The following is a 23,366-nucleotide window of genomic DNA, read 5'->3' on the forward strand; positions in this document are numbered from 1 at the left end:
GTACGTCAGCGGCGCCCGGCGCCGACGGCGGTGCGGTCGCCGGCTCCTTGGGCTGGCCGGGCACATCCTGCGGCGCGCGGATCAGGGTCTGGATCTTGGAGCGGGCGCGCAGCTTCTCCAGCAGGTCGCGGACCTGGTCATAGGTCAGGAAGCGCACGATCTGGGGCCGCGCGGCTTCAAGGGTGATGGGCTGCTCAAGGCGACGGTCCTCAACCTTCACCAGGGCCCAACCGCCATCGACCTCGAAAGGGCCGGCGATCTGACCGGTCTTGGCGGTCTTCAGGTTGGCCTCATAGGCTTCGGGCATGACGTCGGTGGTGAAGTAGCCGAGATCGCCGCCGTTGAAGCGGGTGGCGGCGTCGGTGGAGCGCTCCATGGCCAGGGCCTCGAAGGACGCGCCGGTGGCCAGCAGCTTCTTGACCGCGTCGGCCTCGGCCAGGCTGCCCAGCACGATCTGCCGGGCCTTGAGCTCTTCGGACTGTTTGGCGAGCTTGAGCTGCTCCTGGTAGAGGCCGCGGATCGCGTTCTCGTTGACGGCGTCGGAGACGGTGCTCTCCACCAGCATGTCGCCCAGGATGCGCTCGCGGGCGGCGGCCAGGCGGCGCTGGGCCGCAGGGTCCTTGTCGAGCTTGCGCTTCAGCGCCTCGCTGGCCAGCAGCTTCTGGTCCACCACCTCGTCCATCACCCGGCGGAAAAGATCGGAGGAGACGTCCAAGGGCTCACCCTCGCCGATAAGCCCTTGAGCCACGGCCTCGCGCTTGACGTCGGAGGACCAGACAGTGCGGCCGTCGACCTTGGCCACGGCGGTGTCGCCCGGCTCGGGCGGATGTTCCGTGCCCGGGCCCTTCCCGCAGGAGGCCAACATCAGGGTCGCGGCCAGCACGACAATCATCGTGCGGACCGGGTGCGAAATGCGGGTGAAACTTCCCAACGCCATCGGCCGTACCTCGAAGTCGAAAATGCCGTTCGTCCGGCGTCCGTCCCTAGAGCCTTTTAGGTTCAAATGGAAACATTTGAACCGTTCGAAAAGGCTCTAATTCTTAGGGGCAGAGCGCGACCGTCGCCGGAACCGGCGGCCACTTCCGGCTGTCGCCGCTCTAGCCATTTACGCCACGGGATGCAAAGGTTGCCGCCGATCTAACCTGCGCGGCCCCATCATTCAGGCCGACGTGGTCCATTTTCCGGGAGGATATATTTTCATGACGCGCGAAGCCGTAATCGTTTCCTATGCCCGCACGGGCCTGGCCAAGTCGGGTCGCGGGGGCTTCAACATGACCCCGACCATGACCATGGGCGCCCACGCGGTGAAGCACGCCGTCGCCAAGTCCGGTCTCGACGCCTCGGCCATCGAAGACTGCGTCATCGGCAACGTGGCGCACGGCGCCGGCAACCTCGGCCGCCAGGTGGCCCTGCTGGCCGGCATGCCCATCACCACCTCTGGCGTGACCGTCAACCGCTTCTGCTCCTCGGGGCTGAACACCATCGCCACCGCGGCCAACTATGTTCGCAACGACGGCGCGGACGCGGTCGTGGCTGGCGGCGTGGAGAGCCTCTCCTTCCCCGGCGGCGGCGGTTCGCGTGAGAACAACGACCCGGCCCTGTTCCAACAATATCCCGGCGTCTTCATGCCGATGATCGACACCGCCGACATCGTGGCCGAGCGCTACAAGGTCAGCCGCGAAGCCCAGGACGAGTACAGCCTGGAATCGCAGCGTCGCATGGCCGCCGCGCAGCAGGCCAACAAGTTCAAGGACGAGATCGTCGCCCTGAAGACCAAGATGAAGGTCGTCAACAAGGAGACCAAGGAAGAGTCGATCGTCGACTTCGTGGTCGACAAGGACGAGTGCAACCGTCCCGACACCACCCTGGAAGGCCTGGCCAAGCTGAAGCCAGTCCGTGAAGGCGACAACAAGTTCATCACCGCCGGCAACGCCAGCCAGTTGTCGGACGGCGCCGCCGCCGTGGTGATCATGGACTCCAAGGCCGCCGAAAAGGCCGGCCTGTCGCCGATGGGCGCCTTCAAGGGTTGGGCCGTCGCCGGCTGCGAGCCTGACGAAATGGGCATCGGCCCGGTCTTCGCGATCCCGCGCCTGCTGGAACGCCACGGCCTGAAGATCGACGACATCGACCTGTGGGAACTGAACGAGGCCTTCGCCTCCCAGTGCCTCTATTCCCGCGACAAGCTCGGCATTGATCCCGAGAAGTACAACGTCAATGGGGGCTCCATCGCCATCGGCCACCCCTACGGCATGACCGGCGCCCGTCTGGCCGGCCACGTCCTGCAGGAAGGCAAGCGCCGCAACGCCAAGTGGGCTGTCGTGTCCATGTGCATCGGCGGCGGCATGGGTGCGGCCGGCCTGTTTGAGGTTTACTAAGAACTAACCTCAAGAACGCCTTTATTGTTGTCAGTTATGGCCCTCTGGATTCCGACCCAGAGGGCTATTTCATTCTACAATACTCATTCTGGATAGATCAGAAGCAGCCTACCCTTAGGATCTCCCCGCTAAAGCTTCTGAACGGCGTCAACAACTTGGCTGAACTGCTCTCGGGCTCAACGCTCGATCCCCGGCAGGCCGAGATGGTTCGGCTGATCGAAGGGCGGACCATATCGGTGCATCCATTCAAAATCGTCCCCGACTTCGCCCCCGTCCACCTGGTGGGCGGAGGTGGCGGCGCACCGGAGAAAGGGCGCTGTCGACAGGGAAACGGCACTCACCGCTCGGCGAATCCTGGGTTTGGGCGTATGGCTTGCTGACCCTAGCCGCGTTGACACTTGGTGGGGCGCTGCTTAAGTCTCGCGCGCCCTGAAAAGAGCGGAATTTCCGGGCAGGCGAAGGGTCCCTAAGCGGCCCCGCCGCCGCCCCGCATCATCCGGACGTCCCCCTCGCATGCTCTTCCAACGGTTCTTCGGCTCTTCCAACGACCGCAAGGTCAAGGCCATGACGGCCCGCGTCGCGAAGATCAACGCGCTCGAACCCCAGATCCAGGCCCTGTCGGATGAGGCGCTGCGCGCCAAGACCGCCGAGTTCAAGGCGCGCCTGGCCAAGGGTGAAACCCTGGACCAGTTGCTCGAGGAAGCCTTCGCAGTGGTCCGCGAGGCCGCTCGTCGGGTGCTCGGGCAGCGCCACTTCGACGTGCAGCTGGTGGGCGGCATGGTCCTGCATCAGGGCGGTATCGCCGAGATGCGCACCGGCGAAGGCAAGACCCTGGTCGCCACCGCGCCGGTCTATCTGAACGCGCTGATGGGCAAGGGCGTCCACGTCATCACCGTCAACGACTACCTCGCCCAACTTCACGGCGACTGGATGGGTCAGGTCTATACCTTCCTGGGCCTGACCAGCGGCAACATCGTGCACGGCCTGTCACAGGGCCAGCGCCAGGCGGCCTACAGCGCCGACATCACCTACGGCACCAACAACGAGTTCGGCTTCGACTACCTGCGCGACAACCTGGTCTATGACGCGAGCGAGATGGTCCAGCGGGGCCACCACTTCGTGATCGTCGACGAAGTGGACTCCATCCTGATCGACGAGGCGCGCACGCCCCTGATCATCTCGGGCCCCACCGAGGACCGCAGCGAGCTCTACAAGACCATCGACCTGCTGATGAAGGAGCTGATCAAGGATCCCACCACCTTCGATCACGACGAAAAGCAGAAGCAGGTCATCCTCACCGAGGAGGGCGCGGAGAAGATCGAGGACATCCTGATGTCCGGCGGTCACCTGGCTGAGGATACCGCCGGCCTCTATGACGCCGCCAACGTCTCCATCGTTCACCACGTGAACCAGGCCCTTCGGGCCAACGTGCTCTACACCCGCGAGAAGGACTACATCGTCCGCTCGGGCGAGGTGATCCTGATCGACGAGTTCACCGGCCGCATGATGCAGGGCCGCCGCCTGTCCGAGGGCCTGCACCAGGCCATCGAGGCCAAGGAAGGCGCCCACGTCCAGCCCGAGAACCAGACCCTGGCCTCGGTCACGATCCAGAACTATTTCCGTCTCTATTCCAAGCTGTCGGGCATGACCGGCACGGCCACCACCGAGGCCCAGGAATTTGGCGACATCTACAAGATGGACGTCATGGAGATTCCGACGAACCGGCCGGTGGCGCGGATCGACGACGACGACGAGGTCTACCGCACAGAGGCCGAGAAGAACCTGGCCATCCTCAAACAGATCGAGGAATGCCACCTGCGCGGCCAGCCGATCCTGGTGGGCACCGTCTCCATCGAGAAGTCGGAGACCCTGTCGGAGCTGCTGAAGGACCACAAGTTCACTGACGCCAAGGGCAAGACCGTCAAGGGTGTGCCGCACAATGTCCTGAACGCCCGCTATCACGAGCAGGAAGCCCTGATCGTGGCCGACGCCGGCATCCCCGGCGCGGTGACCATCGCCACCAACATGGCCGGCCGCGGCACCGACATCCAGCTCGGCGGCAACGTCGATATGCGGGTGCTGAAATGGCGTGACGAGCAGCTGGGCCTGGGCATCGAGGTCACGCCCGAGATGGCCATCAAGCGCAAGGCCGAGATCGAGACCGAGATCGCCGACCTGAAGGTCCAGGCCCTGGCCGCCGGCGGCCTGTTTGTTCTGGGCACCGAGCGTCACGAGAGCCGCCGGATCGACAACCAGTTGCGCGGCCGCACCGGCCGTCAGGGCGACCCCGGTCACTCCAAGTTCTTCCTGTCCTGCGAGGACGACCTGCTGCGCATCTTCGCCGGCGAGCGCCTGGACGGGATCATGCGCACCTTCGGCGTCCAGGAAGGCGAGGCCATCACCCACAAGTGGCTGAACGGCGCCATCGCCACGGCCCAGAAGCGCGTCGAGCAGCGCAACTACGAGATCCGCAAGAACCTGCTGAAGTACGACGACGTCGTGAACGACCAGCGCAAGGCTGTGTTCGAGCAGCGCGCTGAGTTCATGGACGCCGCCGACCTGTCGGACGTCATCAACGAGATGCGCCAGGACACCCTCGAGGACCTGGTCACCCGCCACCTGCCTCCCAAGGCCTATGCCGAGCAGTGGGACGTCGACGGCCTGCACGAGCATGTCGTGGGCATGCTGGGCATGGATCTGCCGATCGCGGGCTGGGCGGCCGAGGAAGGCATCGCCAACGAGGAGATCCAGGAGCGCATCCAGAAGGCGGCCGACGCGCGTGCCGTCGAACGTGAAGCCGCCGTTTCGCCTGAGCAGATGCGCACCATCGAGAAGAGCTTCCTGCTGCAGATGATCGATCTGCAGTGGCGCGAACATCTGATGCACCTGGACCACCTGCGCAACGTCATCGGCCTGCGCGGCTACGCCCAGCGCGACCCGCTGAACGAGTACAAGACCGAGGCCTTCTCGCTGTTCGAGAAGCTGCTGGTGGACCTGCGCCAGAACGTGACCCGCTGGCTGATGACGGTGGAGTTCAGCTACGCCGAACCGGAAGAGCCCGTCCCGCTGACCAACTACACCGAGGTCCACGTCGATCCACTGACCGGAGAGAACGCGGCCCAGATGGGCGCCCTGCCCGAGGGCCTCTCGGTGGAGCAGCGCCAGGCCCTTCCCGTCGCCGCCTTGCCGGAAGGATGGCAGCAGACGGGCCGCAACTCGACCTGCCCCTGCGGCTCGGGCAAGAAGTTCAAGCACTGCCACGGGACGCTGGTCTAGGCGCCCGATCGCCGTCTGAGCCAATCGGCGCCGCCGCCTGCAGGCTTGCGCGCACCGCTCTCCCCGCCTAGCAACAACGGCGAATGCGGGGAGAAGCCAATAGTATGCGTGTCGTCATTGTCGGCGCCGGGATCGGCGGCCTTACCCTGGCGCTCAGCCTGCACGCCGCCGGCATCGAGGCGGTGGTCTATGAAGCTGCGCCGGAAGTCCTGCCCCTGGGGGTCGGCATCAACATCCTGCCCCACGCGGTGCGCGAGCTGACCGATCTGGGCCTCGCAGACCAGCTGGCCGACAACGCCATCGCCACGCAGGCGCTGATGTACGCCAACCGCTTCGGTCAGGAGATCTGGCGCGAGCCGCGCGGCCTTCACGCGGGCTACAACTGGCCACAGTATTCGATCCATCGTGGCGTGCTGCAGCTGCTGCTGTTCAACGTCGTGCGCGAGCGCCTGGGCAAGGGTGCGGTGCATCTGGACCACGAGGCCACCGGCGTCGAGACCGGGCCCGATGGCGCCACGGTCAGCTTCCGCTCCAAGGCCACCGGGGCGGCCCAGGCCAGCGCCCGCGGCGACGTGGTGGTGGCTGCCGACGGCATCCACTCGGCCCTGCGCGCTCAGTTCTATCCCGACGAGGGCGCGCCGATCTGGAACCGCCGGGTGCTGTGGCGCGGGGTGACCGAGAGCGCTCCCTTCCTGGGCGGCGCCACCATGATCATGGCCGGCCACCAGGACGTGAAGTTCGTCTGCTATCCCATCGACCCGAAGGCGGCGGGACGCGGGACCTCCACCATCAACTGGATCGCCGAGCTGCGCTTCCCCGATACGGTCGAGTGGCGGCGCGAGGATTGGAACCGCAAGGGCGACCTGGCCGACTTCCTGCCGCGTTTCGAGAGCTGGGACTTCGGCTGGCTGGACGTGCCGGAGATCATCCGCGGCGCGGGCCAAGTCTATGAGTATCCCCTGGTGGACCGTGATCCCGTCGACCGCTGGACCTTCGGCCGCACGACCCTGATGGGGGACGCCGCCCATCCCATGTATCCGATAGGCTCCAACGGGGCCTCACAGGCCGTGCTGGACGCCCGAACCCTGGCCTATGAGCTCGCCACCCAGCCCACCGTCGAAGCCGCCCTGGCGGCCTATGAGGCGGCGCGCAGGCCCGCCACCAGCCGCATCGTGCTGTCCAACCGCGGCAACGGCCCAGAGCAGGTAATGCAGATGGCGGAGGAACGGGCGCCCGAGGGCTTCGCCCACGTCCATGACGTGATCAGCCGCGAGGAGCTGGAGGCGACGGCCGGGGCGTACAAGAAGATCGCCGGCTTCGACCGCGAGGCGCTCAACAGCCGCGCCTCGCTGGTGGTCGGCAAGGTCAAGGCCTAGCCCCACCGCATGGATTTAGCTGAAGGCGTGGCCTGACCAGGTCGACATCGCCATGCTGATCGTCACGCCCAGCGTGAGCAGCGGCCACAGGATTTTCACGGGTCTCTCCAAGGGGGGAATGCGTCGCCGGGGGAGCGGCGACAGCCCGTATATGGGGTGAGCTTGACCATTGCGGGAGGGGTCAGTTTCGCAGACCCGCTCTACAGAACCGCATGGGGTCAGGCCGGGGTCTCGGTGAGCGTGACGAAGAGCTCGGACTCGATCACCCACTGGCCGGTGACCTTCCTCCAGACCGCCAGATAGGTCCCCGTCAGGGTCGGCGACCCGCGCCAGGTGGCGACCCAGGTCCCGGTCTCCGCGGCCCGGACCTCGTCCTGATCGGGGCGGACGCTCTCGGTGGTCCGCAGATAGGTGACAAAGGCCGGATCGCGGAACTGGCTGTCGAAGGCCGCCAGCACGGACTCCACCCCCACCATCAGACTGCCGTCCCCGGCGATCAGGTTAATGTCGGACGCCAGGAAGGGTCGCAGGCGGGCGGGCTCGTGGGAGGCGATCAGCTTGTTGGTCAACTTGCGCCGGGCGCGGATGGCAGTCTCGGCCGGCGTCACGGCTCCACCACCACTGTGCCCACCTTGGCCCCGGCCTCCACCAGTTCGTGAGCCCCGGCGCAGTCCTCCAGCGGGAAGCGACCGGCGACCGAGAGGATGCGCGCGCCGGTCCCGATCCAGCGGGTGATGTCGGCTTGGGCCCGCTTGCGCGCCTCGGGCGGGGTGATCGGCAGATAGACGCCGTGGACGCCGAGGTTCAGCCCCATCAGGGCCCCTGCCGCCACCACCGGCTCACGGGCGCCCTTGGTGGCGTAGAAGGCCACCGAGCCGTTCACCCGGACCACCTGCAGGGTCGCGGCGATATTGCCGCCGAAGTCGACATCGACCACGTGGTGGACGCCCTCCCCGTTCGTCAGCTCCCGGACCCGCTTGGCCACCTTCTCCTGGCGGTAGTCGATGACGTGGTCGGCGCCGCCGTCCCGGGCGCGCTGCGCCTTCTCTTCGGAACTGACCGTCGCGATCACCGTGGCGCCGGCCCACTTGGCCAGCTGGACGGCGTAGTGGCCCACGGCGCCCGCGCCGCCGGTCACCAGGACGGTGCGGCCCTGGACGGGCCCGGCCACGAACAGGCTGCGGTGGGCGGTCATGCAGGGGATGCCCAGGGTCGCGCCCTCCGCGAAGGACACGCTGTCGGGCAGTTCCATCAGCAGGTCGGTGTCGAGCTCGATGTACTCGGCGGCGGACCCAAAGGCCCGGCCGTTGCGCTGGCCGTTGTAGAACCAGACTCGCTTGCCGGCCCAGGCCGCCGACACGCCGGGGCCGACCGCTTCCACAATCCCCGCGCCGTCGCTGTTGGGCGTGATGCGGGGATAGGCCATGGCGGCGGGCCCGGCGCGCATGCCGGCGTCGGAGGGGTTCACGCCCGAGGCTTTCACCCGGATCAGGGCCTGGCCGTGCCCGGGCTCCGGGGTGGGCCGGTCGCCGTATTCCAGCACCTCGCGAGCGGGGCCCGTGGCGTCGTACCAGATGGCTTTCATGCGGGCTTCCTCGGGAATGGCCAGTCGATCACCCCACCGGCGAACAAGGCCCACCAGACGAACACCGGCTGAAAGGCCAGGCGTGGCCCGTGATACCACCAGCTCGATGGCAGCCCGCCCACGTCAACTTGGCCGAAGGCGTGATGCAGGTTGGCTGGATAGACGCAGACGGCATAGAGCGCCAACATGACGCCGGAGATCCAGCGCAGGCGCGGGATCAGCAGGCCTGCCCCGCCCAGAATCTCGCAGACCCCGGTGAACAGCACCACCTCCAGCGGGTACGGAACCCAGGGCGGCATGATGGCCAGGAAGCCCGGCGCGCTGCGCAGGTGGACAACCCCAAAGGCGATATAGATCACCGCCAGCAGCCAGCGCAGGGTCGCGCGCAGGCGGGGGCGCGGTCGGGACGGGTCTGGGATCGCGAAGGTCATGGCGCGACCATCGCGGCGAGCCGGCCGAGGGGCAAGCCCTCGGCCGTCCTAAGTCAGTCGGCGACCCAGTTTCCGTGGAAGCCGAAGGGCACTCGGCGCGGCATGTGGGCCATGCCGATGGGGCCCTTGGCGACGTCGAGGGCCTCGAAGACCACGAAGTCGCTGCGGTCCTCGGCGGCGCGGTAGACCACCGCCGTCAGCCAGCCGTCGCCTTCGGCGGCGTCGGGCGAGCGGGGGGTGAAGACCGGCTCGGAGGTCATGTCGCCGCCGGTGAAGGCGTGGACCTGGCGCTTGCCGGTTTGCAGATCGAGGTGGGCGATGGCGTTCAGCTTCACCGACTTCGCATTCGTGGTGTCGCCGGCATAGAAGCCGTGGCGATAGGCGCTGCCCGCCAGCCGCTCGTCGAAGCGCGGGAACTCGCAGTCGAGGTCGTCGATGGCCTCTTCCTTGATGGCGTCGCTGGCGCCCGCCAGGTCGAAGGTCCAGCGGGTCAGGCGCGCGGCGGTGCGCAGACCGGGCGAGCCGTCAGCCATGGGGAACAGCGGGGCGGCGTCGTAGCGGGCCACCTCGGCGACGATCTTGCCGTCCACCTCATGGGCGTTCATCGGGTGGAAGACGTAGCAGGCCGGGACATTGAACCAGCGGATGGTGGAGACGTCGGCGTCGCGGCGCATGACGCCCACATAGCCCGCCTTCTCCGGCTCCCAGGCATAGGCCGGCAGGCCCTTCATGGCCCGATCGAGGCTGCCGGTCAGCGGCAGGACCGGGAACAGCACGTAGTTTTCGGTGACCAGGAAGTCGTGGATCATCGCCGAATAGGGCGCCTGGAAATCCGAGCGGCGGGTGACCACGCCATTCGCATCGGTGACGCCATAGCTCATCCCGGCCGACAGCGGCATTTCGCCGACGCCGTAGCCGAACCAGACCATCTCACCCGTCTTGGGATCGATCTTCGGGTGCGCGGTGACCCGGCCAAGGTACTGCGCAGCATACCCCTTGGGAGCCATGGTCCCGGCGGCGACCTCGAAGGGCATGTGGCCTTCTTCCAGTGCCAGCAGGCGTCCGGCGTGCCAGAGGATGTTGGTGTTGGCCACACCGCTGTCCTCGCCGGCGGCGACGGGGTCGGTGAGCATCGGGTTGAAGCCGCCGAACAGCGACCGGCCGTGCTCGTGTTCCAGCTCCCACTTGGGCGTTCGGACATAGCGGTTGCGATAGCTGACCTTGCCATCCGCGACCCGGAAGCCGTGCAGCATCCCGTCGCCGGTGAACCAGTGATAGTTGGGGTCCTTGGGCTCGAACTGCGGATTGGGGCCGGTGCGGTAGAGGGTGCCGCGAAGGCCCGCCGGGATCTCACCGGTGACCGGCAGATCGAAGTCATCCTCGGAACGCACGGGGGCGAAGTTGCCGCCGAGATAGGGATTGATGCGAACCTCGCCGTCCATGGCGTATCTCCCTTTAAGCCGCCGGTTCAGGCCGGCGTAATGATGTGTCCGTCCTGGGGCCGCACGCGACCTTCCAGGACCATGTGATAGGCGTCGGTCAGGCCCTGCTGGCCCTGGTGCTGGACCAGGTTCAGCCAGGAAGCGTCGGCGACGAAGGCGCGCAGGCCGGCGTCAAACCGGGTCTCGACTTCGCCCGGACCCCAATCGCTCATGCGTTTGCGGATTTGATCGGGGGCGAAGAACAGGGTGGGCGTCGGACCGGCGATCTCGACCTGGCCGCCGCCGGCTTCCCAGTGGGTGGCTCCGACGATGATGCTGCGGGTCAGGTCTGCGCCGAGCGCGGCATGGACCCTGGCGGTGGCGGCCCGATCCCCGGCGAAATCGACGAAGGCGGCGGGGCCGCGGGTCTTCAGGGACGCGACCTCGTCGTAGGTCAGGATCTGGTCGTAGAGCCCGAAGCCCGCGATCAGCTTGGCGTTGGCCGGAGAACTCAAGCCGATAACTTCCCGGCCTCGGGCCTTGGCGAACCAGGCCAGGCCCAGAGCGGTCTTGCTGGACGCGCTGGAGAGCACGAGGGAGGTGAGCTGCGCGTCCTCACCCAGGAAGTCATCCAGCAGGAAACTGGTCATCAACAGGGGGCGCAGGAGGGCGCGGTGATCGTCCAGGCGATCGGCCGGCGCCTCATTATAGGCGTTATAGGTGGGCGGCAGGTCAGCGCGGTGCGGCGCACGGTCGACGAAGCCGGTGCGGCCCTTGGCAAGCTGCATGACGAAGCTGGTGGACATCGGAAGGTAGCCGAACAGGCGCAGACCGACGGGCGCATCGGCCGCCTTGGACTCGGTCACCGTGGCGAAGCCCCACACCGGAATGCGGCCCAGGCCGTCCGGCGCCGGGAAGAACTTCCAATAGCCGAAGGCGTCACCGATGATTCCGTAGGTGATATTGTTTGCGGTGAGCGAGAACCGCTCCACCTCGAGCCGCACCTCGCCATCGGCCAGGGCCGGCGCCTGTGCAGGGACAATCTGCGCCTTGCGCAGATCCTTGCGGTCCACCAACAGGTCCCAAGCGGTCATCGCTTTCCTCAATCAATCTCTTACGTTGTAAATTTATTGCGTAAGAGGTAACGCCTTGCAAGCAGTTTGTTTGCTAGAGTTTCCGGTATGCCCCGCGTCCTGTCTGAAACCGATGTCGCCGACTTCCGAGAACGCCTCTGCGAGGCGGCCGAGAAGCTGTTCGCCGAGCGTGGTCCCGACGCGGTGACCATGCGCCAGCTGGCCTCCGAACTCGGCGTCAGCCCCATGACCCCCTACCGCTATTTCGCCGACAAGGAAGATATCCTGGCGGCGGTGCGGACCAACGGCTTCAATCGCTTCGCCCAGGCCCTGGAAGACGCCTACGCCTCTGGCGCCAGCCCCAAGGGCAAGAGCACGGCGGTGGGGGAGGCCTATCTGAACTTCGCCTTCGAGCATCCGCAGACCTACAAGCTGATGTTCGACCTGAACCAGCCGCATGAGACCGACTACCCCGACCTGATGGCCGCCGCCGACCGGGCTCACACAACCCAGACCGCCTATGTGAAGGCCCTGGTGGCCGCCGGAGTGCTGGCGGGCGACCCCGAGGAGATCGGCCGCATGTTCTGGGCGGCCGCCCATGGGGCGGTGACGCTTGAGCTCAGCGGCAAATTGCCGCCGGGCGCGGCGCGAAAACTAAATCAACAAATGGGTCACGCCCTGGCTCGAGGTCTTCGCCCTGGCGCTGAATAGTCAATTACGACTTCCAATTACCAAAAATTACGCGCCAAGATTGTCCGATACCTTGCCATCCCACCAGGGATTGCGGTCCGTCCACTTACCTTCTATTCACCATAACGTGGCCCAGTCGGATATCGGCCGCCGATCAACTTAGGAATCGGCGTCGAGATTCGGGAGGATCCTCATGAAATTCGACCTCAAGATCGGTCAGCGGCTGCTGATGGGCTTCGGCCTCGTCATTGTCGGTATGGCCCTGACCATCGGCTTCGTGACCATGAAGACCGGCGACGCGGCGCGGCAGGCCAAGATCGTGGCCGAACTCCGGGCCCCCGCCGCCGACACCAGCTTGAGACTTTCCGCCCAGATTCTGGCCAGCGCCAACACCTTGCGCGGCTTCATGCTGCTGCATGACCCCGCCATGAAAACCCAATGGGCCGACCAGTGGAGACAGATCGACGCACTATCGGCCCGGATGGACGGCCTCGCCAAACGGTTCACCAGCGCGGAAAATCAGAGGAGCTGGTCGGAACTGCGTGAAGTCCTGCCCAAGCTGCATCAGGCCCAGGCCGATGTGTTCGACATCGCCGCCACCAATCCCGACCCGACGGCCGCCACCGACGGACTGCGAACCGACGTACTGCCGCTGTTCAAGGCGGCCGAGACCCTGCTTGTCGGGGAAACGGGAGACGGCGGTCTCGCCGGTCGGCAAAGCGTCCTGATGACCACCGAACTCGAGAACACCAACAAGCAGATCCAGCGGGCCAACCTGCTGCTGATCCTGGGCCTGGGCGCCATGATCGTAGTCGCGGCGACCGTCGCCTGGCGGACGGCGCGCGGCATCACCGGGCCCCTGGGCCGCCTGGACGCCGTGCTCCAGGCCATGGCGCGCGGTCAGTTCGACCTCGAGATCCCCGGCGCGACCCGCAAGGACGAGATCGGCGCCCTGGCCCGCGCCGCCGTGGTCTTCCGCGAAAACGGCGTGGAGCGCGTCCGGCTGGAGGCCGAGGCGGCGGAATTCCAAAGACACCTGGACCAGAAGCTGAAGGATACCGAGGCGGCGTTCGCGGCGGCGGGCGAAGGACAGAGACATCTGATCGAGGTGCTCAGCCAGGAGCTCTCCCGGGTAGCCGGTGGCGATCTGGCGGCGCGCCTGGACGTGGCGGTGGCGCAGGAGCACCAGTCCCTGAAGGACGACTTCAACGCTACGGTCACCAGCCTGGACGACGCGATCCGGACCATCGGGGTCGCGGCGCGCGCAATCGAGGCCGGATCGGATGAAATCGCCCAGGCCTCCGACGACCTGTCGAGACGCACGGAGCACCAGGCCGCGAGCCTTGAGGAGACCGCCGCCGCGCTCGACCAGATCACTGCCACGGTCAGCAAGACCGCCGAGAACGCCCGGGACGCGTCCCGCGTGGTGGCGACGGCGCGGAGTGGCGCGGCACAGTCCGGCGAGGTGGTCGGCCAGGCCGTCGCGGCCATGGGCGCCATCGAAGCGTCGTCCGGCAAGATCACCCAGATCATCGGGGTGATCGACGAGATCGCCTTCCAGACCAACCTGCTGGCCCTGAACGCGGGCGTGGAGGCGGCGCGCGCCGGTGACGCCGGCAAGGGCTTCGCCGTGGTCGCCTCCGAGGTGCGGGCCTTGGCCCAGCGCTCCGCCGAGGCCGCCAAGGAGATCAAGGCGCTCATCTCGGAATCCTCCGACCAGGTCGGAACCGGAGTCAGCCTGGTCAGCCAGACAGGGGAGGCGCTGGGCAAGATCATCGAACAGGTGGCCGCGATCGACAGCCTGATCGCCGACATCACGGTGTCGGCCCAGGAACAGGCCTCGGGCCTCGCCCAGGTCAATGTCGCCATCAATCAGATGGACCAGGTGGTGCAGCAGAACGCGGCCATGGTCGAGGAAGCCACCGCCGCGGCGAGTTCCCTGAAGGATGAGACCGGCCAGTTGGCCAAGCTCGTCGGACGCTTCCGGCTGAGCGGCGCCAGCAAGTCCGAACACCCCGTCAGGGCCGCTCAGGACCGGATCGCCGCCTTCGCCGGGCGAGGGACCCGGACGGCTTGACGACCCCAGGGGCAGGCTGACCAACTGCCTCCCGATATTCGGGAGGACAGCGTGGCTGAGATCAAACCGTTCGAGGTCGCCTGGACCGACTCCCAGGCGCAGGCCGTGCTGGATCAGGTGCGCGCCTATCCCTGGCCCCCGATCCCCGACGTCCCGGACGGCTGGGCCTATGGCTGCGACGCGGGCTATCTGAAGGGGCTCTGCGAGCACTGGACAGAGCGCTACGACTGGCGTTCGGCCATGGCCGACCTCAACCGCTTTCCGCAGTTCACAGCCAGGGTCGAGGAGTACGACCTGCACTTTCTGCACGTGATCGGCGAGGCTGGCGGCAAGCGACCCCTGCTGCTGACCCACGGCTGGCCAGGCTCCCACTACGAGTTCTGGGGCGCCATCGAGAAGCTGGCCTTCCCCTCGCGGTTCGGCGGCGATCCAAAGGACGCCTTCGACCTGGTGGTCCCGTCCCTGCCCGGCTTCGGCTTCTCGTCCAAGCCCACCAAGCCCATCGGCCAACGCACCACCGCGCGGCTGTTCAACACCCTGATGACCGACGTGCTGGGCTATCCGAGCTATCTGGCCCAGGGGGGCGACTGGGGGGCGATGGTGACCTCGTGGCTCGGCCATGACCACGGCCAGCATGTCCGCGCCATCCACCTGAACATGATGGGCTTCCGGCCCTTCGGCGGGCCGAAGACGCCGGAGGAGATCGCCTGGCTCACCCGCCAGGGCGCCATGATGGACGTCATGGGCGCCTATTTCCGGCTGCAGGCCTCCAAGCCCCAGTCGCTGGCCTGGATGGGGGCCGGCAATCCGGTCGGCCAGGCTGCCTGGATCGCCGAGCGATTCCACGACTGGTCGGACCTGAGGGAGAAGCCGCTGGACGCGGTCCACCCCAAGGACCGGATGCTCACCAACATCATGATCTATGTGATGACGAACAGCTTCGCGACCGGCGCCTGGTATTATCGCGGCCTGCTGGAAGAGGGCGGGGTCGCCTTCAAGGAGGGCGAGCGCTGCGAGACCCCCACCAGCTTCGCCAACTTCCCCGGCGAGCCGCTCTACACCGCCCCGCCCAGGACCTGGGCCGACCGCGCCTACAACATCACCCGCTGGACCGAGATGCCCCGCGGCGGGCACTTCGCGGCCATGGAGGAGCCCGACCTCTTCGTCGCCGACGTGCGGGACTGGGGAAAGGGCGTCTAACTCTTTCCAAGCCAGTGGGATCGGTTCTATTCGGCGGATGGCCCGATATGACTTCGCATCCGACAACACCGCCCCCGCCACGCCCGAGGCGATGAACGCCCTGGTGGCCGCCAATAGCGGAACCACCTCCGGCTACGGCTCCGACCCCATCACCAAGGCCGGGGCCGACGCGGTGCGCGCCCTGCTGGACACCGACGCCAGCGTGCGGTTCCTGGCCTCCGGCACGGCGGCCAACGCCATATCGCTGGCCACCCTCTGCCAGCCCTTCGAAGGCGTGCTCTGCCACCAGCATTCCCACGTCGCCACCGACGAGACCGGGGCGCCGGGCTTCTTCGGCCACGGCCTGGGGATGATCACCCTGGCCGGCGCCTCCGGGCGGATCGACCCGGCGGGTCTGAGGGCGCCGCTCGCCGCGCCGGACCAGCCGCACTGGCAGGCCCCTGCGGCCCTGTCGGTCACCAACGCCACGGAATACGGCACGGTCTATTCCGTAGGTGAGCTGAAAGCCTTGATCGATCCGGTGAAGGCCAAGGGCTACCGGGTCCACTTCGACGGCGCGCGGCTGGCCAATGCGGCGGCGGCGGGTTTTGACCTGAAGGCCATCAAGACGCTCGGGGTCGACATCCTGGTGGTGGGCGGAACCAAGTCCGGCATGACGCCGTCAGAGGCGGTGGTGATCTTCGACCCCGCCCTGGCTCACAGGTTCGACGCGCGGCTGAAGCAATCAGGCCAACTTCCTTCGAAGGGCCGGTTCTATGCCGCCCCCTTCATCGGCATGCTGGAGGGCGGCGCCTTCGTGCGCCACGCCGCCCACGCCAACGCCATGGCCAAGCGTCTGGCGGCCCTCATGCCCTTCCCCATCGCCCATCCGGTGGAGGCCAACGCGGTGTTCGTGCAGATGGACGCGCCGACCCTGCAGCGCCTGCATGACGCCGGCTGGTTCGTCTACCGGTTCATCGACGGCTCGGTGCGCTTCATGTGCTCCTGGGCGACAAGGCCTGAAGCTGTCGACGAACTGGGCGAGGCCCTAAAGGCCATCCGCTAGCTCGCCAGCCAGGCCAGCACCTCTGGCCAGTGCTTGTGCGGCAGAAAATGGCCGGCATCGGGGAAGGTTCGCACGTTCTCCTGGCGATTGTTCAGCCAGGCGGCGACCTCCGTGGCGCTGTTCATCGGGTCCTGTTCCCCGTGCCAGACGGTGATCGGGGCGCTCAGGCGCGCGAGGTCCAGGACAGGACTTCGGGCCGAGCACTTGATCTCGTCGGCGATGCCCCGGCTGGTCAGGGCCAGCGACTCCGAGATGTAGTCGACGATGAAATCCAGCACTCCGGGATGGGTGCGCAGATAGGCCGCGTCGCCTGGCGCTGAGGCCGCGGCGCGGACGAACTTCTCCAACTGCCTGCGGGTGAGCTGCAGGCGCATGACCGCGAAGACCATGTCGGCCAGCCAGGCGTTGCGCATGATCCGTCGACGGAAGAGAACCACGGCATGCCCCTTGTCACGCTCGGTCTCCAGGGTTTGACCTGAGGGTCGGGCCGAGGCCAGCAGCACCCGGCTGGCGATGGGGCCAAGCTCCCGGGCGGCCATCAGGGCGAAGGGCGCGCCGGACATGAAGGCGGCCACCTGAACCTCGGCCAGACCCTGGTCGCGGCAGAGATCGGCGAAATCGCGCCCCACGCCCTCGTAGCTGAAGTCCGGCCTGACGTCGGAGCGGCCGGCCCCCGGACGTTCGGGACAGATCAGGCGTAGACCAAGGTCTCGGGCCAGGGTGTCGGAGCCACGCGGCATAACACTGCAACCCAGGCCCTGGTGAACCACCAGAACCGCCTTGCCCTTCGGATCGCCATAGGCGCGCCAGGCCAGGCGGCGACCGTCGGGCAGGGCCAGGAAGCGGATCGGCGGGGCGGACTCCACCGCGCCGCGCTCGGTGGCGGCGATGGCGGGTCCCAGCAAGCCACGCCCGGAGCCTTCCTGGAATGAGGTGGAGAGAGATCCGAGCTGGGTCAGGGTGCGGATCAACTCGCTCTGACGCGAAAGGCCGACCTTCTCGAAGATGGCGCGAAGCTGGTTGCGGACCGTGTTGAAACTGACGCTCAGCTCACCGGCCGCCTCCTTCAGGGTCAGGCCGTCCTTGAGCCGGGCCGCGAGCCTCGTCTCGGCCGGGGTCAGACCGAAGCTTTCCCGCAGGTTGGCCCACAACCGATCGGTGGCCTCCACCGCCGGGAAGACCACGGCGCAGGTCCCCTCCCCCGTCGTCAGGGCGCCGCCCAGACCCGAGGTCAGCGCCGGCGGCAGGCCGCTGGCCGGCACCACATAGGCGAAGTGAGGCGCCTCGTCGTCGGACTGGCTGAACTTGACGATGACCTGCCGGCCCTCGGCGCCCCGCAGCCGGCGACGGGCCTGGTCGAGAGCCTCATGATTTGTAGGGTTGAAGAAGCGCAGGCCGCGCGCCTCGATCACACCCAGCCGCTGATGGAAGACCGCCTCGCCCGCCGCGTTCCAGGCGCTGGCCCCGCCCGCGGCGTTGATCAGCACCACACCGACCTGTACGGCCTCGCCCCGGTCGGCCGCCAGGGTGGCCAGCCGCGCGACGCCCTCGGCCTCTGGGGGCGCATCGCTGGCCTCCACATCCAGGGCCTGGACGATCTGCTCCCATTTGTCGGGCTCGGCGGCGATGGCGTACATGGTCTCGATCACCATCGAGACGTTGGCCTTGGCTTTGGGGGTCAGGTCGGGCGGCACGTCAGGTGTCGTCTCTAGGCTCGGGGGACCTGAAGCTTACACGACTCCCGCCTGCTAGATCACGCTATGATCTAACATCTTGGGTTGAGCGGAGCCGCAGTGGAAACAGGCTTCCACCTTTCCCGGGCCCGCCACCGATATGTCAGGCGCTGGCCATAGGCTTGCCGCCGACGAATCGCGCCAGACGTCCGGTGATCAGGTCTTCGGCCTCGCGGACCATGCGGCTGATCAACTCCTCGCAGGAGGGGATGTCGTGGATCAGGCCCTGGATCTGGCCGGCCGACCAGATGCCGGCGTCGTTGTCGCCGACCTCGTAGACGTTGCGGCCGCGACTACCGGCCACCAGTTCCCGGACATCCTCGAACTTGGCGCCCTGCCTCTCCAGCGCCACCACCTGCTGGCTGACGGCGTTGCGGGCCACCCGGCTGGTGTTGTGCATGGTCCGGAAGATCAGGTCGGTGGCGCGTTCGTCATTGGCGACGATCTGCTCCTTGATGGCCTGGTGGATGGGGCTTTCCTTGGTGGCCATGAAGCGCGTGCCCATGTTGACGCCCTCGGCGCCCAGCGCCAGCGCCGCCACCAGTCCGCGCGCGTCGCCGAATCCGCCCGAGGCGATCATCGGGATCTTGATCTTGTCGGCGGCGGCCGGGATCAGGATCAGGCCCGGCACATCATCCTCACCCGGGTGTCCGGCGCACTCGAAGCCGTCGATGGAGATGGCGTCGACGCCCATGCGCTCGGCCGACAGGCCATGGCGCACGCTGGTGCACTTATGGACCACGATGATGCCGTGCTTCTTGAACTCGTCGACGTGTTCCTGCGGCTTGTTGCCGGCCGTCTCGACGATCTTGACGCCGCTATCGATGATCGCCTGGCGGTACTCGGCATAGGGCGGCGGGTTGATGGCCGGGAGTATTGTGAGGTTCACGCCGAAAGGCTTCTTGGTCAGCGACCGGCAGCGCTCGATCTCCTCGCGCAGTTTGTCCGGCGTCGGTTGGGTCAGGGCGGTGATGAAGCCCAGGCCGCCGGCATTGGCGACTGCGGCCACCAGCTCGGCGCGACCCACCCACTGCATGCCGCCTTGGACGATCGGATGTTCAACCCCGACGAGCTCGGTGAAACGGGTCTTCAGGGCCATGACGTCCTCCCAACGGCTGCTTGAGACAGTTGAAACTGGCGACGCAGGGTCAATCAAGACGTTTGCGCGCGTGGACGATATCGCGCGCATAGGCCGTGAAACCGAGGCCGCCGTAGAGCGCACGGGGCGCCGGATAGCCCTCGTCGCCGCGCGGCCCCACGAGGGCCAGGCGGGCGCCGGCGGCCTTCAGGGCGTGCAGGCCAGACAGGCAGACAGCCTGCGCCAGACCCATGCGGCGGAAGTCGGCGTCCGTGCCCACGGGCTCGAAGAGGCCCGTCCCATGCACCGTGTCCAGCCACAGGCAGGCGTTGGCGGCGAGCCGGCCGTCGGGCGCCTCGATCACCCAGTCGAGGTCGGGACGGTAGGGAAAGGCCGCCATCACCTGGCGATAGCTCTCGCCGGTGACGCGGGAGCGTCCAGGCGGGTCGGCCTCACGTCCGGCGATCCGGCTCCAGGCGTTGCGATGGGCCAAGGCCCGGCGCTCGGGGTTTTGGACCTGCGCCATGGATAGCGCCCGGAAACCGTCGGGCAGGACGATAGGCGGCAGGTCTTCGAGGGACCGCGACATCTTCAGGGCGAAGGGGTGATCATCACCAAGCGCCCGATAGCCACGGCCAGCCAACCGAGCCAAGCCGTCCGGGTCGTTGTCCAGCACCACGGTCGTCAGGATCTCGCCGGTCGCGGTGGTCTCAAACCAGGCCAGGACCACATCGAACAGGTCGGGGCGGCCGGGATCGATGTGAAAATAGAGGTGGCCGCCGGCCTGGATCCAGCCCCAGGCCAGCACCGCCCCGCCGTCCAGCCAGAGCCGCGTTGGCCATTCGGGATCACGACCCACGTGCTCGAACCGCTCCCAGGCCAGGTTGCCAATGTGGAAGGGGCTCCGCAGGGACCAGGCATGCTGAGTCAGGGCCTGCATGGCGCGCAGGTCCTGCGGACCGGCATAGTCGCGGAAGGGGGTCATGATCGCCCCCACATGGTCAGCGGTCCGGGTAGGCGGCCAGTTCGTCGGCGCGCTCGGCGGTGCGGTCCAGGACGCACATGTTGGCGGTCACCCGCGACATGGTTCCCCAGTCGTCGTCCTGCAGGGACTGGCAATCGGCCTCCTTGAAGGCGATCCAGGCGCGCTGGGCGGCGCGCAGCTTGTCCTGCTGCTCTGATGTCAGCTTGGCCATGGCCTTGGCGTAGCTCTTGTTCAGGCGTGCATCCTGCACGCTCACGGCGTCGCCGATGCACATGATCTGGCCCATGGTGGTGTCGGCGGCTTTCGAGGCCAGGCAACGGTCCAGCGCTGATGTCGGTTTCGGCGCGGCCAGCGCGACGGCCGGCGCCAGCAACACCGCCACGACCAGGAGTATCCTCACTGGAGGCCGCTTCGGCCGATGGCGTAGAAGCGTTCGGCGCGCTGCTTCTTGAGTTCCGGTGCGGTCATCTTGGTGAGGATCGCAAGTTCCTCCTCCACCGCGTCGCCCACCGAGGCGATCGTGGCCTCGGGATCAGAGTGGGCGCCGCCGGGGGGCTCGGGGATGATCCGGTCGACGATCTTCATGCCGATCAGGTCCTGGGCGGTGATCTTCAAGGCCTTGGCGGCTTCCTCGGCGGTGCGCGCGCCGCGCCACAGGATCGAGTTGGCGCCCTCCGGCGGGATCACCGTGTAGATGGCGTGCTCCAGTATCAGCACCCGGTTGCCGCAGGCTATGCCGAGCGCGCCACCGGAGCCGCCTTCGCCGGTGACGGTGGCCACCATGGGCACGCCGAGCATCAGAGACTTCTCGGTGGCTCGGGCGATGGCCTCGGCCACGCCTCGCTCCTCCGAGCCCACGCCCGGATAGGCCGCGGCGGTGTCGACGAAGCTGATCACCGGCAGGTGGAACCGCTCGGCCATCTCCATCAGCCGGATAGCCTTGCGATAACCCTCGGGCCGACCGGCACCGAAATTGTGCTTCACGCGGGTGACGGTGTCGCGGCCCTTCTCATTGCCCATGACCACCACCGGCCGGCCGCGGAAGCGGCCCAGGCCACCCATGATCGCCTGGTCGTCGGCGAACTTGCGGTCGCCGCGCAGCTCCACGAACTCCTCGATCAGGCCGGCGCAATAGTCGACGAAGTGGGGCCGTTCGGGATGGCGGGCCACCAGGGTTTTCTGCCAGGCGTCGAGCTTGGAATAGGCCTCGCGGCGCAGGGTCCGCGCGCGGGTCCGCAGCGCCTCGATCTCGCCTTCCATCGCCCCGGACCCGGTGGTCTCGGACAGCTTGGAGAGTTCTTCGATCTTGGCTTCGAGGTCGGCGATGGGACGCTCGAACTCGAGATAGTGCGCGACCATGCGGGGACTCTTCCTTCCGTTGGCGGAAGCGTCGGAAACTAGGCGGGAACCTTCCGCCTAACAAGTACGCGGCGTCGCGCCAGTTCCCTTGGACCGTTCCTCAGGGGAACGAAATCGCCCCTCGGGACCTCACCGAGCATGAAAATCGTCACCGCCGTCATCTTCGCCGCCATGGCCTCTCCCGCCCTCGCCGCCGGCGGGTTCGAGGCCGTCCCCACGGTTTCGGCCCAGGCAGAGGGCGGATCGGCCGGTGTGATCCACGCGGCCATGGACGTGGCCGCCCCGCCCGATGTGGTCTGGAAGGTTCTCAGCGACTGCGAGGGCGCCCCGCGGTACATGCCCAAACTGCTGAGCTGCAAGACCCTGGAGCGCGACCCCGCGGGTCATTGGGACGTGCGAGAGCACCGCCTGGAAGGCAACGCCTTCAAGCCCGTCATGCGTAACGTGTTCCGCACCACCCTGGAGCCTCCGCGGCGTCTGGCCTTCCACCGCACCGGCGGTGACTGGAAGCGGTCGGACGGCGAGTGGCGGCTGTCCGCCATCCCCGGCGGGACCCATGTGACCTATGAGTTGCACGTGGCCATCGACGCGCCGGTTCCGGCCGGAATGGTGCGCGGCGCGGTGGCCAAGGGCATGCCGGCCTCCATGTTGGCCCTGCGCAAGGAAGCGCTGGCGCAGGCGCACCGCTGATGACCTTTGAAGACGAGGCCCTTGTCGCTCTTCTGACGGCCCTGAAGGCCCGAAATTACCGGTTCGTCACCCCGACCAATGACACCCACCGCCTGGTCTCCTGGCGGCTGTTCCAGGGTTCACACCACACCCTGCGCGACATCTTTGGTTGGACTCGCCCCTTCCGCGACGGCGATGTGGAGCCGCAGATCCTGGCCCTGATGCGCAAGGCCGGGATCCTCATTCAACGCGGGCATCGGCTTACCAGCGCCCTGCGCGTGGCCAGCGTCGGTGACGACCTCTTCCTCCACTCAGCCTACCCGCCACGGGCGAAGGACGCGGTGTTCTTTGGGCCCGACAGCTACAGGTTCGCCGACTTCATCCGCGCCGAGCTGGGTCACGCCAACCGCGTGGTGGATATCGGCGCGGGCGCAGGGGTTGGCGGGCTCGTCGCCGCGCGGGTCTGCCCCGGGGCCGCCATCGTGCTGACCGACATCAATCCGGAGGCCGTGCGGCTGGCCCGGATCAATGCCGCCACCGCCGTGGTCAGCGCCGAAGTGATGGAGAGCGACGGCCTGGCCAAGGTCACCGGCGCCATCGACGTCGCCATCGCCAACCCGCCCTATCTGCTGGGCTCCGGCGGACGCACCTACCGCGACGGCGGCGACCTGCTTGGCGCGCGGGTCTCACTGGATTGGGCCAAGGCCGCGATGGCGCGCCTGCCGGCCGGTGGCCGCCTGCTGCTCTACACGGGCAGCGCCATCGTCGAGGGCCACGACAGGCTGCGGACCGAATTGGAAGGCCTCGCCGCGGCTGATGGCGCGGCTCTGCGCTATCGCGAGATCGACCCCGACGTGTTTGGCGCCATGCTGCTGCATCCGGCCTATCGCCGGGTCGACCGCATCGCCGCGGTGGGCGCGGTGCTGGAGAAGGCCGGGAACGCCGCGTCAGCTTGAGCGTATTGCCCAGCGGGTTCACTCTGGGCGCGCCCGC

General features: G+C 67.4%; 20 protein-coding genes. 9 read left to right on the forward strand and 11 right to left on the reverse strand.

Translation table 11 applies throughout. The features are described 5' to 3' along the window. The coding region (locus tag AAC997_RS03160; RefSeq protein ID WP_340644248.1) for a peptidylprolyl isomerase at positions 1-937 on the reverse strand (937 nt) is incomplete at its 3' end. A 262-nt stretch (positions 938-1,199) separates the two neighbouring features. Here AAC997_RS03160 and AAC997_RS03165 point away from each other — a divergent pair. The 3 genes from AAC997_RS03165 (at position 1,200) to AAC997_RS03175 (ending at position 7,027) form a co-directional block, all read left to right on the forward strand. Further along, positions 1,200-2,375 carry an acetyl-CoA C-acyltransferase gene (locus tag AAC997_RS03165; RefSeq protein ID WP_340644249.1) on the forward strand — a complete coding sequence of 392 codons (1,176 nt, stop codon included), beginning with the start codon at positions 1,200-1,202 and terminating at the stop codon, positions 2,373-2,375. Positions 2,376-2,888: 513 nt separating this feature from the next. Next, positions 2,889-5,651: a preprotein translocase subunit SecA gene (secA, locus tag AAC997_RS03170; protein WP_340644250.1), complete on the forward strand. Its 2,763-nt coding sequence runs from the start codon at positions 2,889-2,891 to the stop codon at positions 5,649-5,651. A 104-nt stretch (positions 5,652-5,755) separates the two neighbouring features. Next, positions 5,756-7,027, forward strand: a complete 1,272-nt coding sequence (locus tag AAC997_RS03175) for a flavin-dependent oxidoreductase (RefSeq protein WP_340644251.1) — start codon at positions 5,756-5,758, stop codon at positions 7,025-7,027. A gap of 218 nt (positions 7,028-7,245) precedes the next feature. Here the strand turns inward: AAC997_RS03175 and AAC997_RS03180 are convergent, their stop codons facing one another. From AAC997_RS03180 to AAC997_RS03200, 5 genes are read right to left on the reverse strand one after another with little or no spacing between them, the layout of a single operon-like run. Next, positions 7,246-7,635, reverse strand: coding sequence for a nuclear transport factor 2 family protein (locus tag AAC997_RS03180; protein WP_340644252.1), 390 nt, complete (start codon positions 7,633-7,635; stop codon positions 7,246-7,248). Then, positions 7,632-8,612, reverse strand: a complete 981-nt coding sequence (locus AAC997_RS03185; RefSeq protein WP_340644253.1) for an NADPH:quinone reductase — start codon at positions 8,610-8,612, stop codon at positions 7,632-7,634. The genes AAC997_RS03180 and AAC997_RS03185 overlap by 4 nt, the downstream gene beginning before the upstream one ends. Continuing rightward, on the reverse strand, positions 8,609-9,043 hold the full coding sequence (locus AAC997_RS03190; RefSeq protein WP_340644254.1) for a DoxX family protein: 435 nt from the start codon (positions 9,041-9,043) through the stop codon (positions 8,609-8,611). Before AAC997_RS03190 ends, AAC997_RS03185 begins: the two co-directional genes overlap by 4 nt. A 53-nt stretch (positions 9,044-9,096) precedes the next feature. Next, positions 9,097-10,485, reverse strand: coding sequence for a carotenoid oxygenase family protein (locus AAC997_RS03195; RefSeq protein WP_340644255.1), 1,389 nt, complete (start codon positions 10,483-10,485; stop codon positions 9,097-9,099). A gap of 26 nt (positions 10,486-10,511) precedes the next feature. Then, on the reverse strand, positions 10,512-11,558 hold the full coding sequence (locus tag AAC997_RS03200) for a DUF2855 family protein (protein ID WP_340644256.1): 1,047 nt from the start codon (positions 11,556-11,558) through the stop codon (positions 10,512-10,514). Between the two features lie 87 nt (positions 11,559-11,645). On the opposite strand from AAC997_RS03200, the gene AAC997_RS03205 reads away from it, so the two are divergent. The 4 genes from AAC997_RS03205 (at position 11,646) to AAC997_RS03220 (ending at position 16,549) form a co-directional block, all read left to right on the forward strand. Then, on the forward strand, positions 11,646-12,248 hold the full coding sequence (locus tag AAC997_RS03205; protein ID WP_340644257.1) for a TetR/AcrR family transcriptional regulator: 603 nt from the start codon (positions 11,646-11,648) through the stop codon (positions 12,246-12,248). A gap of 172 nt (positions 12,249-12,420) precedes the next feature. Continuing rightward, entirely contained in the window at positions 12,421-14,304 is a 1,884-nt protein-coding gene (locus AAC997_RS03210) for a methyl-accepting chemotaxis protein (RefSeq protein WP_340644258.1), read from the forward strand. Between the two features lie 51 nt (positions 14,305-14,355). Further along, positions 14,356-15,504 (forward strand): epoxide hydrolase family protein, encoded by a 1,149-nt coding sequence (locus tag AAC997_RS03215; RefSeq protein WP_340644259.1) that lies wholly within the window; start codon positions 14,356-14,358, stop codon positions 15,502-15,504. Between the two features lie 37 nt (positions 15,505-15,541). After that, positions 15,542-16,549, forward strand: a complete 1,008-nt coding sequence (locus AAC997_RS03220; protein WP_340644260.1) for a beta-eliminating lyase-related protein — start codon at positions 15,542-15,544, stop codon at positions 16,547-16,549. On the opposite strand, the gene AAC997_RS03225 is transcribed toward AAC997_RS03220, so the two are convergent. From AAC997_RS03225 to AAC997_RS03245, 5 genes are all read right to left on the reverse strand, one after another. After that, on the reverse strand, positions 16,546-18,243 hold the full coding sequence (locus tag AAC997_RS03225; RefSeq protein ID WP_340644261.1) for an alpha/beta fold hydrolase: 1,698 nt from the start codon (positions 18,241-18,243) through the stop codon (positions 16,546-16,548). The genes AAC997_RS03220 and AAC997_RS03225 overlap by 4 nt on opposite strands. A gap of 142 nt (positions 18,244-18,385) precedes the next feature. Continuing rightward, positions 18,386-19,381, reverse strand: a complete 996-nt coding sequence (locus tag AAC997_RS03230; protein ID WP_340644262.1) for a nitronate monooxygenase family protein — start codon at positions 19,379-19,381, stop codon at positions 18,386-18,388. Positions 19,382-19,430: 49 nt separating this feature from the next. Then, positions 19,431-20,345 carry a hypothetical protein gene (locus tag AAC997_RS03235; RefSeq protein WP_340644263.1) on the reverse strand — a complete coding sequence of 305 codons (915 nt, stop codon included), beginning with the start codon at positions 20,343-20,345 and terminating at the stop codon, positions 19,431-19,433. A gap of 16 nt (positions 20,346-20,361) precedes the next feature. Then, positions 20,362-20,745: a lysozyme inhibitor LprI family protein gene (locus tag AAC997_RS03240; protein ID WP_340644264.1), complete on the reverse strand. Its 384-nt coding sequence runs from the start codon at positions 20,743-20,745 to the stop codon at positions 20,362-20,364. Next, positions 20,742-21,704 carry an acetyl-CoA carboxylase carboxyltransferase subunit alpha gene (locus tag AAC997_RS03245; protein WP_340644265.1) on the reverse strand — a complete coding sequence of 321 codons (963 nt, stop codon included), beginning with the start codon at positions 21,702-21,704 and terminating at the stop codon, positions 20,742-20,744. The genes AAC997_RS03240 and AAC997_RS03245 overlap by 4 nt, the downstream gene beginning before the upstream one ends. Before the next feature lie 138 nt (positions 21,705-21,842). On the opposite strand from AAC997_RS03245, the gene AAC997_RS03250 reads away from it, so the two are divergent. Beyond that, the gene (locus AAC997_RS03250) at positions 21,843-22,394 is read left to right on the forward strand and encodes an SRPBCC family protein (protein WP_340644266.1); all 552 of its coding nucleotides are present in this window, start codon (positions 21,843-21,845) and stop codon (positions 22,392-22,394) included. Continuing rightward, a complete protein-coding gene (locus tag AAC997_RS03255; protein ID WP_340644267.1) occupies positions 22,394-23,329 on the forward strand; it encodes a methyltransferase in 936 nt (311 codons plus the stop codon). The genes AAC997_RS03250 and AAC997_RS03255 overlap by 1 nt, the downstream gene beginning before the upstream one ends. The last annotated feature ends 37 nt before the right edge of the window (positions 23,330-23,366 follow it).

Source organism: Phenylobacterium sp. (genome assembly GCF_037968635.1).
Taxonomy (GTDB): Bacteria; Pseudomonadota; Alphaproteobacteria; order Caulobacterales; family Caulobacteraceae; genus Phenylobacterium.

Coding starts and splice junctions, on each gene's coding strand:
- AAC997_RS03245 (WP_340644265.1), bottom strand. CDS start 21,704: ATGGTCGCGCACTATCTCGAGTTCGAGCGTCCCATCGCCGACCTCGAA.
- secA (WP_340644250.1), top strand. CDS start 2,889: ATGCTCTTCCAACGGTTCTTCGGCTCTTCCAACGACCGCAAGGTCAAG.
- AAC997_RS03230 (WP_340644262.1), bottom strand. CDS start 19,381: ATGGCCCTGAAGACCCGTTTCACCGAGCTCGTCGGGGTTGAACATCCG.
- AAC997_RS03190 (WP_340644254.1), bottom strand. CDS start 9,043: ATGACCTTCGCGATCCCAGACCCGTCCCGACCGCGCCCCCGCCTGCGC.
- AAC997_RS03195 (WP_340644255.1), bottom strand. CDS start 10,485: ATGGACGGCGAGGTTCGCATCAATCCCTATCTCGGCGGCAACTTCGCC.
- AAC997_RS03235 (WP_340644263.1), bottom strand. CDS start 20,345: ATGACCCCCTTCCGCGACTATGCCGGTCCGCAGGACCTGCGCGCCATG.
- AAC997_RS03210 (WP_340644258.1), top strand. CDS start 12,421: ATGAAATTCGACCTCAAGATCGGTCAGCGGCTGCTGATGGGCTTCGGC.
- AAC997_RS03185 (WP_340644253.1), bottom strand. CDS start 8,612: ATGAAAGCCATCTGGTACGACGCCACGGGCCCCGCTCGCGAGGTGCTG.
- AAC997_RS03220 (WP_340644260.1), top strand. CDS start 15,542: ATGGCCCGATATGACTTCGCATCCGACAACACCGCCCCCGCCACGCCC.
- AAC997_RS03175 (WP_340644251.1), top strand. CDS start 5,756: ATGCGTGTCGTCATTGTCGGCGCCGGGATCGGCGGCCTTACCCTGGCG.
- AAC997_RS03200 (WP_340644256.1), bottom strand. CDS start 11,558: ATGACCGCTTGGGACCTGTTGGTGGACCGCAAGGATCTGCGCAAGGCG.
- AAC997_RS03255 (WP_340644267.1), top strand. CDS start 22,394: ATGACCTTTGAAGACGAGGCCCTTGTCGCTCTTCTGACGGCCCTGAAG.
- AAC997_RS03250 (WP_340644266.1), top strand. CDS start 21,843: ATGAAAATCGTCACCGCCGTCATCTTCGCCGCCATGGCCTCTCCCGCC.
- AAC997_RS03205 (WP_340644257.1), top strand. CDS start 11,646: ATGCCCCGCGTCCTGTCTGAAACCGATGTCGCCGACTTCCGAGAACGC.
- AAC997_RS03165 (WP_340644249.1), top strand. CDS start 1,200: ATGACGCGCGAAGCCGTAATCGTTTCCTATGCCCGCACGGGCCTGGCC.